The sequence below is a fragment of the Shewanella sp. 38A_GOM-205m genome, from assembly GCF_000518445.1.
Lineage (GTDB): Bacteria > Pseudomonadota > Gammaproteobacteria > Enterobacterales > Shewanellaceae > Shewanella > Shewanella algae.
Genome location: NZ_JADP01000038.1, coordinates 20,796 through 32,433, shown reverse-complemented (window position 1 = coordinate 32,433; position 11,638 = coordinate 20,796). Strand labels below are relative to the sequence as shown.

12 protein-coding genes are annotated in these 11,638 nt (G+C 55.2%); 3 read left to right on the top strand and 9 right to left on the bottom strand.

Annotated elements, in window-relative coordinates; all coding sequences use genetic code 11:
• Positions 1-218: 218 nt before the first annotated feature.
• The 8 genes from N512_RS0117755 to N512_RS0117720 form a co-directional block, all read right to left on the bottom strand.
• Positions 219-1,025 carry a DUF1365 domain-containing protein gene (locus N512_RS0117755; RefSeq protein WP_028781181.1) on the bottom strand — a complete coding sequence of 269 codons (807 nt, stop codon included), beginning with the start codon at positions 1,023-1,025 and terminating at the stop codon, positions 219-221.
• Positions 1,022-2,293 carry an NAD(P)/FAD-dependent oxidoreductase gene (locus N512_RS0117750; RefSeq protein WP_028781180.1) on the bottom strand — a complete coding sequence of 424 codons (1,272 nt, stop codon included), beginning with the start codon at positions 2,291-2,293 and terminating at the stop codon, positions 1,022-1,024. Before N512_RS0117750 ends, N512_RS0117755 begins: the two co-directional genes overlap by 4 nt.
• Entirely contained in the window at positions 2,290-3,039 is a 750-nt protein-coding gene (locus N512_RS0117745) for an SDR family NAD(P)-dependent oxidoreductase (RefSeq protein WP_028781179.1), read from the bottom strand. The genes N512_RS0117750 and N512_RS0117745 overlap by 4 nt, the downstream gene beginning before the upstream one ends.
• Positions 3,036-3,530 carry a nuclear transport factor 2 family protein gene (locus tag N512_RS0117740; protein WP_051472856.1) on the bottom strand — a complete coding sequence of 165 codons (495 nt, stop codon included), beginning with the start codon at positions 3,528-3,530 and terminating at the stop codon, positions 3,036-3,038. The genes N512_RS0117745 and N512_RS0117740 overlap by 4 nt, the downstream gene beginning before the upstream one ends.
• A 27-nt stretch (positions 3,531-3,557) precedes the next feature.
• Complete coding sequence (gene phrB, locus N512_RS0117735) at positions 3,558-5,069, bottom strand: deoxyribodipyrimidine photo-lyase (protein ID WP_051472855.1); 1,512 nt, start codon at positions 5,067-5,069, stop codon at positions 3,558-3,560.
• Position 5,070: 1 nt separating this feature from the next.
• Positions 5,071-6,042, bottom strand: coding sequence for a MerR family transcriptional regulator (locus tag N512_RS23320; protein WP_051472854.1), 972 nt, complete (start codon positions 6,040-6,042; stop codon positions 5,071-5,073).
• On the bottom strand, positions 6,032-6,988 hold the full coding sequence (locus N512_RS0117725; RefSeq protein WP_028781176.1) for a YbgA family protein: 957 nt from the start codon (positions 6,986-6,988) through the stop codon (positions 6,032-6,034). The genes N512_RS23320 and N512_RS0117725 overlap by 11 nt, the downstream gene beginning before the upstream one ends.
• Before the next feature lie 300 nt (positions 6,989-7,288).
• A complete protein-coding gene (locus N512_RS0117720) occupies positions 7,289-8,209 on the bottom strand; it encodes a DUF368 domain-containing protein (RefSeq protein WP_028781175.1) in 921 nt (306 codons plus the stop codon).
• 358 nt (positions 8,210-8,567) lie between these two features.
• Here N512_RS0117720 and N512_RS0117715 point away from each other — a divergent pair, with 358 nt between their 5' ends.
• The 3 genes from N512_RS0117715 to N512_RS0117705 all read left to right on the top strand — a co-directional run bounded on the left by N512_RS0117715 (position 8,568) and on the right by N512_RS0117705 (position 10,953).
• Positions 8,568-9,062: a hotdog fold domain-containing protein gene (locus tag N512_RS0117715; protein ID WP_028781174.1), complete on the top strand. Its 495-nt coding sequence runs from the start codon at positions 8,568-8,570 to the stop codon at positions 9,060-9,062.
• Positions 9,063-9,160: 98 nt separating this feature from the next.
• A complete protein-coding gene (locus N512_RS23315) occupies positions 9,161-10,327 on the top strand; it encodes a DUF418 domain-containing protein (protein ID WP_231473612.1) in 1,167 nt (388 codons plus the stop codon).
• Positions 10,324-10,953 (top strand): DUF1294 domain-containing protein, encoded by a 630-nt coding sequence (locus N512_RS0117705; protein WP_028781173.1) that lies wholly within the window; start codon positions 10,324-10,326, stop codon positions 10,951-10,953. Before N512_RS23315 ends, N512_RS0117705 begins: the two co-directional genes overlap by 4 nt.
• Before the next feature lie 58 nt (positions 10,954-11,011).
• Here N512_RS0117705 and N512_RS0117700 read toward each other — a convergent pair whose 3' ends face one another.
• Positions 11,012-11,572 carry a TetR/AcrR family transcriptional regulator gene (locus N512_RS0117700; protein WP_028781172.1) on the bottom strand — a complete coding sequence of 187 codons (561 nt, stop codon included), beginning with the start codon at positions 11,570-11,572 and terminating at the stop codon, positions 11,012-11,014.
• Positions 11,573-11,638: the final 66 nt, after the last annotated feature.

Sequence of the window (11,638 nt, the reverse complement as noted above, 5' to 3'; positions counted from 1 at the left end):
TCAAGGCATCTGACTGAAGGCATGCCGGGGCCTGTCGAAGTCGGATAACGCAGAGAGCCGGTTGCTGTGAAAGCCCCGAAGGGCGTGGCTTACAGACCTGCCTGCTGTGTTGTGCTTCTTGCAAAGGACTAAGGCCATTTGCTGCGAACCACGCCTTGCATCCAAGCCCGTAAGCCGACGCAGAGTACACATGGGACTTGTTCGCACCTTCCTTAGCCTCAATCCGTGCCGCCCTGAGGCTTGCGCTCGTATGGCACAAAGGGCACCCGCTTAAGCCACAAACGCAGCGCTTGCCAATAGATGAGCCAAAGAATTTTCAGGCTCATCAAGGGAAAGCCCCACAGATAACGCCTGAGCTCACGGCCATTGAAGGGGCGGCGTTTGAGGCTTAATACTGCATCGAAGCTGGCCTTTTGCGACTCGGGGGCCGGCCCTGCCACGTCACCCTTGCCGGGCAGATTGCTGATCCGCAAATCGAGCCGCTCTGCCGGCGCCGGAATATGCCAGCGATAGCGATAATCCAGCGACATAAAAGGCGATACATGGAAGCACTTGTCGCCAAGTGCCAGCGCCTCGGCCGACACCAGATAACAGTGACGCTCATTCCAAGGGGTATTGCTCACCTCAGCCAACAGGTATTTATACTCATCACCTTGAAAGCAGTAGAAAAAGTTGACCGGGCTGAAATAGAGTCCAAAGTGGCGCAGTTGCCCGGCGAACAGCACACTGTCGCAGCCGGCCTCGCCGCCGAGCGCAATCACCTTATTCAGCACCCGCTGTTTAAGCGATGAGGCAGCTGCCTGCCCGGATCCATTTGCTGTTGCAGTCGCCTTGAGGTAATCCTGCTGCCGAAAACGCAGCGCAGACCAAGGGGATTCACCAAACAAGCCGCTCAGGGACGAAAGCCTTGGCAAGTCATCCAAGTCCAGCAGCATCAGGGCAAAGGGATAGCGAAAACTATGCCTTACCGGCGTTAGCCTAGAGTGGCTGACGCTGCCGAGGTAGATACCCGTTTCAGGTTTCATAGGCTTACCCCGAACCTTTCACAAACATCCAGGGCGCTGCGTACCCCGTCTTCATGAAAGCCGTTGTACCAGTAGGCGCCGACAAAATGGATACGGTCTTGGCCGCAGATCTCGCTGCGGCGTTGCTGCGCCGCCTGGCTCTGTTCATTGAATACCGGGTGAGCATAGACAAAGCGTTTGAGCACCTTGTCCTTGGCTATCGCCTCATCCTGATTCAGGGTCACCAAAAAATCCGGCGCAGACTTTGGCAGGCGCTGCAAAATATTCATATTGTAGGTTACGCAGGCGGGACGGCTGGCATCGCCATCGAGACGATAATTCCAACTGGCCCAGGCGGCGCGATGCTTCGGCAGCAACGAGGTGTCTGTATGCAAGGTCACCTGGTTATCCTGGTATTTAAGCCTGGAGAGTATCTCCCGCTCCAGCTCACTGGCGTCACCGAGCATGGCCAGCGCCTGATCGCTGTGGCAGCCGAGGATCACCTGATCGAACTCATGCCAGCTATCCTTGACTCTGAGCTGCACGCTCCCCGCTTGGCGGCGGATTTGTGCTACCGGCGAGTTGAGATGAACCCGCTCGGCAAAGGGCGCGCTGAGCGCCGGAATATAACTGCGGGAGCCGCCTTCGAGCACATACCACTGCGGCCGATTGCTGACGGCCAACAGTCCATGATGTTCAAAGAAACGGATAAAGAAAGGCAGCGAGAAGGCGCGCATATCCTGAATACTGGACGACCAGATAGCGGCGCCCATCGGCAGAATGTAGTGCTGGCAGAAGAAGTCGGAGAACCCCTGCTGTTCGAGAAATTCTCCCAGTGTCACCGCCGGGTAACGACCGCTTTGATACAAGGCTTTGCAGCGGCTGTTGAAGGCCAAAATCTCCCTCAGGAACCCCCAGAAAGTCGGACTCAGCAGATTGCGCTTTTGCGCAAACAGGGTCGCCAGGCTATGGCCGTTGTATTCAAGACCGCTGACAAGGTTTTGCACCGAGAAGCTCATCTCGGTCGCCAGCGCCTTGATACCGACCCGGGCCATCAAGGCCTGAAACCTGGGATAAGTGCGATCGTTGAACACAATAAACCCTGTGTCTATGGCGTAGGGTTTGCCGCCAAGCTCAACATCCACTGTGGCCGTATGCCCGCCCAGATAATCGGCGGCTTCAAACAGCGTCACCTCATACTGCTGTGACAACAGATAACCACAAGTGAGCGAGGAGATCCCCGAGCCAACTATGGCGATGCGCGGCTTATTGCCGGTTGAAACTGTCATACTGGGCTCCCGTTTTTTGCAGAGGGTTTACCAAGGGCGGCGGCCAACCAACTGCGGGGCAGCCAGCTCAGCAGAGTCAGCAGCCAGATAAAGCGCCCGGGAAAGGCAATCAGGCGCCGTCTGGCGGCCAGGGCTTGGATGATGGTGTTGGCGGCTTTATCGGCGGAGATCCGCATCGGCATGGCGAAGTCATTTTTGTCGGTGAGCGGCGTTTTAACAAAGCCAGGGCGAATTTCGCTGACGTCTATTCCCTTGTGGGCCAGATCGAGCCGCAAGCTCTGCGCCAGGTAACTGATCCCGGCCTTGGAGGCGCCATAGGCCTCCGCCCGCGGGAAAGGCAGCATCACAACGCTTGAGCTCATCAGCGCCAGTTGGCTGCCACGGGCAAGCAAAGGCATAAAGGCTTCCAGGCAATAGCCCACAGCCAACAGATTGGTGCGGATAACCCGCTCAAACAGGACGCTGTCAAAGGCCATGGCCTCGTCTATGTACTCACAGGTACCGGCGTTGAGCAGCAGCAGATCCACACCATCGGCTTGGCCTAACTCCAATTTGAGCTTGCTGCCAAGCTTAAGCACCGAGTCTCTGTCGGTGACATCGAACCTCAAAGGCTCGCAGCCTTCGAGGACGGCCAGAGCTTGTTCATTGCGGCCACAGGCCAAGACCCGCCAACCGGCGGCGGCATATTGTCTGGCGAGCTCGGCACCTATGCCTGAGCTGGCACCCGTGATCAATACTGTCTTCATCGGCTTGCCCTGCCCTTGACCATGCGCACCACAGAGCCCAGCAGTGGCAGCTGTTCATAGAGCATCTGCCCCAGATCCAGATAATCCCTGTGATAATGGACTTTGTCGCCAAACTTGATGAGGCTGATACCATCGACACTGATACTCTGCCCCCGGTTCAATTTGGGGTGGCAATACTTCATCTGCCAACTGATGGCGGCCTGGTCCCCGGCGGGCAAGACGTCAGTGATCTCAAAGGCGATTTCGGTCAGGTTGCGATACAAACCGGCAAAATACTGTTCCAGTTGCTCAAGCCCCTCCAGTCGATGCATGGGATCGCAAAAACAGATCTCAGGCGCATAGACGGCCTGCAGCCTTTGGCGCAATGTGGGCAATTGCTCAGGGCCCAGGGATTGATACAAGGCAATAAATGCCTGAATAATCTCCTGAGACTGCGGCGATGCCGGCTGTGAAGCGGGTTCTATGTCCGCGGCAACTGAGTGGCTGGTCATGATAATCCCTCGGCTAATGAACTGAGTTCAGGCAGACTTTTTCAGCACGGCCAGGGCGGTCAACGCCCTTTGCCGCGCAGCGCTGTGCTCGACTATAGGTGGCGGATAAGCCGCAGTGGCAAACAGACTCGGCTCGGTGAAGCGGGACGATGCAGCTGTGCCCGGATGGTGTATCTGCTTAAGCGGCCAGTGCGCCAGTTCAGGCAGATAACGGCGGATAAAACTGGCGTCGGGGTCGAACTTTTCGCTCTGGCTCATGGGGTTGAAGATCCTGAAATAGGGCTGGGCATCACAGCCGGTGCCGGCAGACCACTGCCAGCCGCCGTTATTGGCCGCCAGGTCGCCATCTATCAGAGCGCGGCGAAAATACTGCTCGCCCCAACGCCAGTCCACCAATAGGTGTTTGGTGAGGAAGCTGGCGGTCACCATTCGCAGCCGATTGTGCATCCAGCCGGTCTGGTTTAGCTGACGCATGGCGGCATCCACCAGCGGATAACCGGTGCGGCCCTCGCACCAGGCGGCAAACTCTTGCGGGTCGTTCCGCCAGACTATGTCATCGCCGAGCACGTTGAAGTTGCGGCCCATACACAGCTGGGGCCAGGCGTGCAGCAGATGGCGGTAAAACTCGCGCCAGGCCAGCTCAGCCAGCCAGCTGCGACCCGGACTATTGTCCTCTGCCATAGCCTCGGGGAAGCGATTGAGCAACGCCGCCACACATTGCCGCGGGCTGAGAATACCAAACGCCAGATAGGGCGACAGGCAACTGGTGCCATCGAGGGCCGGGAAATCCCGCTCCTGGCCGTAATCGGCAAGCTGGTTGGCAATAAAACTATCGAGCCGCTGCCTGGCTGCCCCTTCACCCACTGGCCAGTGATGGCTGTCTTGATTGCTATCTTGTTTACTGCCTTGTTTGCTGACCTTAAAACTCAGCTCTGCGGGTTCGGGTAAAGCCGGGGCCAGAGGCGCAGGTACCGGCAGCGGCGTTATCGCCTCTCTTCCCAGCAGCTCACGCCAGCGGCGAAAAAAGGGGGTAAATACCCGATACATTTCGCCGCCTTGGGTACGAACGCTCCCTGGCGGCAGCAGACAGTGCTCATCGGTAAACTGCAGGCCCACCCCTATAGTCCTGGTGAGCTGCGCCAGTGCCTGATCCCGGCGCTGCTCGTTAATCTCCACCTCGCGCCCGGCAAAAATCTGCTTAACGCCGTGGCGTTGGCAATACGCCTCGACAGTGGCATTCACCAAAGAGAAATCGTCACAGTGCAGCAAATCAAAAGCTATCCCCAAAGATGCCAACGCCCGTTGCAGTTGATTGACGCTGCGTTCGATGAAATCCAGCTGCATGGGACCAACAGAGTGCTGCTGCCACTGGGCCGGAGTCGCAATATAAAAACCCCGCAGCGGCAGACCTTGGGCCCTTGCCGCTTCGCACGCCAGCCACAGGGCCTGGTTATCTGAAGTGCGCAGATCGCTGCGAAACCAGATGGCAACACAGGCCTTTTCACTGGAAGGCACATGATTGGGCAAGGACTGGGACATGTTACTTGTCCTCCGGTTGTTTTGAGGCGGACTCGGCCTGACCCAGCAGTGCCAATATGGCGGCATTGCTACTGCAAAGCACAGGATTCTTGACGGGCTCCCGGTTCTTGTTGGCGCCTTTTTCAGTCACAGCCAGTTCCTTGGCATAGTGCTCAAAGGCACTGGTGTGAACCGCCACATAATCCCCGCTCAAGATCAATGGATAATCCAAAGCACTCGCCAGCTGGAACAGGGCTTTGACACTGCTGCCGGGCAACTGGGAAGGCGGCAACAACAAGAGTCCCTGCAGCGGCAGCCTGTGTGCCAAGAGTTGCAGCCCCTGGCCTTCCAAAGGCTCCTCTATATTGAGCGGCAACAGGCTGACACCCCGGGTGATAAGCTCCAGTTGCAGCAAGAGCTCACTCCAGGCCGGCTGCTTGCCAAGCGGCAGATAAAGAAGTTGCCAGCGGGGTTTCTGGCGCAGCAACTGCTCGCTGCGGGCGCCGACATAGTGAGCCAGACGGCTTTCGAGCCAACTGCGGACAAGCGCTCCGTCGAGGCGTTCATCGAGCTGGGTGTCCAAAACTTGCAACCAATGGCGCAGGCGCCGACAACACAGGGCGATGGGATAGAGGGCACTGAATTCATCCAGCAAGCGGCCAAAGCGGGCACTGCTGAGAGAAAGTGCCGCCTCGGTGAGACTGCTGCTGAACTTCAGCCAGTCGTCGTCTTCATTTTCTTGCTGCAGCTGTTTTTCTGTCTGGCCACTGAGCAGTGGCTTGACCTTGCTGATGGCCACGCCCTGCTCAAGCCAGGAGAGGATTTCACGGATCTGCTGAACCTGCTCCTGAGTGTAGAGTCTATGGCCCTTGGGGGTGCGCTGCGGGATAACCAGTCCAAACCGTCGCTGCCAGGCGCGCAAGGTGACAGGATTCACCCCGGTCAGTCTGGCGACTTCGCCGATGGAAAGGTTGGCATTGTTATCAGTAGGCATAACGCAGTTTTAACTCCTGTGGATGAGGGTTGAGATAAACCTGGGCCGCAATATACGGCTGTGGATGCTCCCTCAAGTAATGTTTAATCAATGTCAGCGGCACCAACAGAGGTTGCAGCCCCTGACGATATTCATCTATCGCCTGACTGAGCTCAGACTTCTGCGCCTTGGTCAGGTGTTGTTTGAAATAGCCCTGAATATGCTGCAGCGCACTGGTGTGATTGCGGCGACTGGCCTTGTTTTTCAGCGCCTCCATAAAACCTTCAAAGTAACGCCGGGCAGTTTCCTGCAAGTCTTCACCGCCTTCAGCCAGCAAGGGGCCAAGTTGACGATATTGAGCCGGACTGTGAGCCAGTAATAGGTATTTGTATCTGGCGTGAAATTGAGTCAATTTATGCAGGCTCAATCCGGAGTGCAGCAGACATTGCCAGTCATGGAAGGCATACACCCGGGTGAAAAAGTTTTCCCTGATCACCAAATCGTTCAAGCGCCCCTCTTCTTCAACCGGCAGTTGTGGCCAACGTTGCATCAGGGCCTTGGCGAACACACCTATGCCGCTGCGATTCCCCTGATCACTGCCTTCCTTGTAGACAGTGACCCGTTCCATGCCGCAGGTAGGTGATTTGGCACAAAGCAAATAGCCACTTAAAAATCCCAATTCAGCGACTTTTTCCTCACTGAAACTTTGCAGGCTCTCGGTTACATCCAGGCTGGCATCACGGCTCTGGATCCGGATCTCATCACCGCGGCGCACCTGACGTATGCTCTTGCGTGGCGCGCCCATACCTATCGCCATCTCAGGACAGACTGGCACAAAGTCAAAATGCTGCCTAAGCTCCTGCTGGCAATAGACAGAATTCTTATGACCACCGTCAAAACGCACCTGCTGCCCCAACAGGCAGGCACTGATACCCAGTTGAATTCGCTGCGGCTCAAACTTGTACATATTGAGAATCCTTGTATAACCTTGTAGTAAATTAAGGCACATACCTGTACAAGGATCAAGTTTTTGTACAATATTTTTTTAGCAAAGAGGAACCGACTTGCCTGGCAAGCCATACAAGACCTTAAATGGAGTCAAGCCCAGCAAGCCTGGGCTATCCGCTGGCGAAGCAAGACCCATCTTGAATGAAACCTGTAACGCAAAGGCATTTAAGAGAGATTCGAAGGGAGATAAAAAACGGGAGCCTTGAGCTCCCGTTTTCTGTCATTGATACCTTTCACTGCAAGGCGCTAGCGCCTGAAATTATTGCTTGTCGGCCCCCAGGCGCTCAACCAGGAGTACCAAGCCAATTCCGGCGGCGGCACACAAGAGCGCCAACCCCAACTGATGCGGCTGCTGTGTCAGTTGCTCAAAGCCAAAGGGAGACAGGTTTTGCTGCACCAGGGGTACCTGCTCACCATGGGAATTGGTGCGCCAGCTCAGCGTCTGTTTCCAGGGCCAGATCTTGCCCAGCGTCCCCAGCATAAGCCCGGTAAGGAAGATAAGGGTGGCATCGTGAAAGCGCCGCAGCAGCGCCGACAGCAGATGGCTGAAACTCAGGATACCTATCACGGCACCGACAGCAAAACAGCCAAGAATATCCAGCTGGATATTCTTGGCCGCCGCCAGCACGGCAGGATACAGACCCAATAGCAAGAGGATAAAGCTGCCGGATATCCCCGGCAGTATCATGGCGCAAATGGCGATGGCACCGCCAACAAAAATATTAAAGTAGCTGGCCTCCAACTCAACCGGGCTCAGCACGGTAATGCCCCAGGCAAAGGCCACTCCCAGTGCAAAAATCAGTAGCCGTGGCAGTGAAAAACCGCCCTTGACCTGGCGCAACATATGCACCACGGAGATAAGGATCAGTCCGAAAAAGAATGACCATACAGGAATAGGATGATGTGCCAGCAGGTAAGAGATAAGCTTGGCCAGACTCAGAATACTGCTGAGGATCCCCGCCAACAGACTCAACAAAAAGGCGCCATTGATATGTGCAAACGCCGCCTTGATCCCGTCGCGGCGTATAATGCCCCAAAGACTGGGATTGATACGACGAATACTTTCCAGCAGGGTGTCATAGATGCCGGTAATAAAGGCTATGGTTCCCCCGGAAACGCCGGGCACCACATCGGCGGCCCCCATGGCCAGCCCCTTGAGGTAGGTCAACAGAAATTTCACTAGGTTTCCTTACTACTGTTTTGATAATTCTCGCGGATTATACCAATCCTGATTGAAGTTGGATTGTCCAAGGAAGTGATTCTTGCACTTGCAAAGGGTCCACCCATTTGCACCTTCCAGAAGAAATCGTCATTTAAGCACAGACCCCAGTTGCTGCCACGCCATTTTATTCTATCTGTTCAGCCCCGGCTTAGATTGGCGTCCCCCTCGCCCATCTTCCCCAAAGCTCTTGCCTCTTTCCTTTTGGCTCTTGCCAAAGCGCTCGTCAGCATACACACTCATCCGACCAGAGTAATAACAAAAACATTACCCTATACCAACAAAGAACATCAACAAGGAATACCCACAAGGAATCACTATGAGTAAAACCGCCAATTCGACCCTGAACTTGTATCACAAATGCAAGCGTCTGCCCTTTGGCAATAAGATATTCTCCTTGCTGGTCAGCCGGATGGCGCCCTACTTTGGCAGTATCAAGCCGATAATCAGTCAGTTGGAGCCCAACTACTGTGAATGCTTGCTGCGTAAACGCCGCGCAGTTGAGAATCACATAGGTACAGTACATGTCATTGCCATCTGCAACGGCCTGGAAATGGCGATGGGAGTCATGGCCGAGGCTTCAATACCACCTCATCTACGCTGGATCCCCAAGGGCATGACGCTGGATTACACCGCCAAGGCCGGCAGCGATATCCGCTGTGTGGCCAAGGTTGATGCCAATGCCTGGCAGCCGGGTGATCTCGATGTCGAGGTGCTCGCCTATGACTGCAATGATATCCTGGTGGTCAAGGGCAGTATCAGGCTCTGGATCTCGGCCAAGCCGGCCAAAAACGCGACCGAGAAGGGATCATAATTTGAAACAAGCCAGCACTTCCCTGATTCGGGTTTGATTGCTAACTTGGCTCAGCTAATCGAAGCCTTAGACGGTACTCAAGAGTAAGCAGGAAAAAGATGCAGGGACAGCCGGTCAAAATCAGTCACAACCCCAATATCGATGCCGTCAGAGGGCTGGCAGTATTGGGGATATTCTTTCTCAATGTCAGTTTTATGGGCGTCACCTTATATGGTTATGCGCCCTTTCCCGAGTTTCATTTAACCGATGCCATTACCGAAACCCTGAGTAATTTTCTGCTGGAGGGGCGCTTCCTCAGCCTGTTTTCCATGCTCTTCGGTATCGGCCTCTATATTCAACAACAGAATTTCCTCGCCAGAGGATTGGAGCCCTTCCCCTTAATCCGCTCACGCTTACTCTGGCTGATGCTCTTTGGGGCGCTGCACAGCCTGTTTATCTGGCCGGGGGATATCCTGCTCACCTATAGCATTTGTGGCTTCCTCGCCTGGCATTATCGTAACCTGGAGATTGAGGCCCAGCAAAGGCGGGCACTGCTCTTTATCGCCATCGGCACCCTGGCCTATGGTCTGATGATCTTGCTGCCGGGTGATGAAACCTGGATCCGCGGCAACGCCTTTTTCAATGAACAATACAGCGCCTGGACCGGCAGCTATGGCGAGCAGTTGCTGATGCACCTGTTTATGACCTTGTTGATGCTGATTTCCCTGCCATTTACTCTGCTGTGGTTTGTCAGCGGTGTGATGCTGCTGGGGATTAGCCTGTATCGTCGCGGGCTGTTTGACCAAGGTTTACCCCAGGGCAAATTGGGGAAATTGCTGGCACTGAGCTTGCTGCTGTCGCTGGCGGACACGATTCTCAGCCTGCAATCCCGCCCCAAACTGGTGATGCTTTCCGATATTCTGGTCATGCTGAGCGCCTTTCCCATGGCTATCATCTATGCTCATCTGTTGGTTAAGTTCGGCCGGCGACTGCCATGGCTGCCAAGACGCCTGCAGGCGGTTGGCCGGATCCCCTTGAGCCTGTATATTTTGCAGTCCTGTTTTGGGATCTGGCTGTTTCGCCATCAGGCGCCCGAGTTGCTGCTGACACTCGAGCGCATAGACTACCTGGCCATAGCCTTGGGTTATGCCTTGGTGCAGATAATACTGGCCGGCTGCTACCTTAGGTTCTTCAAGCAAGGGCCGCTGGAATGGCTCTGGCGCCGTCTGGCCTTTGGCAATAAGCCAATCAATAACGCCATGAATACTCACGAGTCAAACACATGAAGCACAAAGGAAAAGTCAGCCATTGGCAGGACGATAAAGGCTTTGGGTTTATCAGCCCCAATGACGGCAGTGAAAGGGTGTTTCTGCACATTAAGTCACTGAGCCTGAGCGGTCGCAGGCCACAAGTGGGCGACGTACTGACCTTTAAAATCACCTTGGATGACCAGGGCCGGCGTCAGGCAAAACAGGCCTTCTTTCCCGAGGACAGAGGCAGACTCAAACAAAAACAGCGTCAGCAGAATAAGCGCAGCAGTCACAAGTCTTTCATCGGCAAGCTCACCGCCCTGTTTGCCCTGCTGCTACTGGCTTTAGTGGCACTGGGTAAGCTGCCGCTCTTGGTGCCCGTCTGGTATCTGCTGCTGAGCCTTCTCTGTTATTGGCTCTATGCCCGTGATAAAAAGGCCGCCGAAACTGGCCGCTGGCGCACCAAGGAGTCGACCCTGCAACTGACCGGCTTGCTCGGTGGTTGGCCCGGCGCTTTACTGGCACGCCATCAATTTCGCCACAAAACCAGTAAAACAAGTTTCAGACTCCTGTTCTGGTGCTGTGTCGGCCTCAACCTGTTGGCGCTTGGCGCCGCTCTTAAGCTGGGATGGCTGGCACTGCTGCCCGAGATAGCCTTTTAACGGTTGGCTCTAAACTCAAGGGCAAGCTCATCTATCAAGCAGGCTCAATCATCTAGGCTTAATCAAGTAAGCTCAGTGCCAGCTTGCGGCCACGCTCGGCAGCATACTGCCGGCTGACGAGCTGGGCCGAGACTATCGCCCCCTCTTTAATCAAACACAACTGCCCGGCCAACTCACGAGCGCGCTCGCTGCCAAGCCAAGACGACAACTTCTGCTCAAGCTCATTTTGAACCCTGGCCTTATGCTCACGGCAAAGACGATTTACCGGATGCTCGGGTGAGGGATACTCGGCGGCGGTATTGATAAAGAAACAGCCGCGAAACTGACTCAGGGACTCAACCCGGCTGTTGAACCAATCATCCAGGGCGTTAAACAGCTCATGGATCAGCTCCATCGGCGTTTGCGCCGCCTCCAGCCTTTGATTCAACCAGTCAAAAAACAGCTGATCGCGATAACGCACCACGGCCAGCACCAGGGCCTCCTTCCCCTCGAAATGATGATAAAGGGTCTTCTTGGCGATGCCAGCCTCGGCCAGAATTTGATTGATGCCCACCCCATGCACACTCTCTCGATAAAAGAGTTCAAAGGCACCGGCAAGCAGTTGGGAAACCTTGTCCATCTCACGCTCCTTAACGATTCAATCTGAGTTTGACAAAAGTAGAACGGTCTGTCTACCATAAAAAGT